This is a genomic window from Virgibacillus salexigens (genome assembly GCF_014905415.1).
Lineage (GTDB): Bacteria > Bacillota > Bacilli > Bacillales > Amphibacillaceae > Virgibacillus > Virgibacillus salexigens.
In genome coordinates, this window is record NZ_BNEO01000017.1 from 1 (window position 1) to 893 (window position 893).

Annotated in this window: 1 protein-coding gene and 1 pseudogene; both read right to left on the reverse strand. The window is 35.3% G+C overall.

Going from position 1 to position 893, the window contains the following annotated elements; translation table 11 throughout:
* Positions 1-68: 68 nt before the first annotated feature.
* On the reverse strand, positions 69-509 hold the full coding sequence (locus JKP73_RS23290) for an IS110 family transposase (protein ID WP_038245844.1): 441 nt from the start codon (positions 507-509) through the stop codon (positions 69-71).
* A 182-nt stretch (positions 510-691) separates the two neighbouring features.
* Positions 692-893, reverse strand: a pseudogene (locus JKP73_RS23295) (IS110 family RNA-guided transposase); the annotation flags it as partial.

Below are 893 nucleotides of genomic sequence, written 5' to 3' on the forward strand. Positions count from 1 at the left end.
TAATAGACCTAACGTTTTTCCATTTTTTTCGCAAGGTCTTTATGGTATAGTGAGATTAGCCTAGGTGATTATGAATGAGTAGAAGCAATTTCATAATCGTATGGTATGTTGTGTGAAATAAGGTGAAATGCCACTTTCAAGAACTTATTTATACACGCTATCATCGCAACCTTATGAGGTTTCCTCTGAGGTTGTTTTTTTAATTTGTCATAGTAATCAACGATGTGATTCTGTCCTTTTTTTCGTAATGAAATCATGGAAAAAATCATGAAATATAATATTTTCCGTAGTTTCTTATTGCCACGTTTATTGATACGATCTCTATATTGTGTATTACCTGACTGATATCGCATAATATCAATTCCAACGTATGCATTCAGCTGTTTGGCATTTTTAAACCGTCGTATATCTCCTAGTTCACCAATAATTCTACATGCCGTCGCATCACCAATGCCAGGGAATGAACGAAGGATATGATATTCCTTTCTATCAAGAGATAAGGCAACCATTTTTGCGATAATTTCTTCTTTCTTATCTCTTAAGTCTGCAATTCTGCTTGCGTAATCCCTTACTTGTTCACAACGTACATCCGATGCATCGATAGCTGGGTATGAGTTTTTGGCAACTAGTAAAAGCTCTTGTGCCTTCTTATCTGCTAGTTTAAGAGAAAGATTTTTTTTGGTATTCTTTTTCAGGCTATTTCTATTACTGTTTTTGAATGTACCAATAAAAATGATGGCTGCGGATACAATTGAACGATGTTCAAAAAGAGTGCTGAGCTTGGTGTAATCATTCGTTCTAGTTCCGGAAAAGATAATTGTAAAATCGCATGCATTTTGCCCCGTAGTTGGATTAATTCTTCATCAACTTCGTCGTAATAACGTGATAGGGCA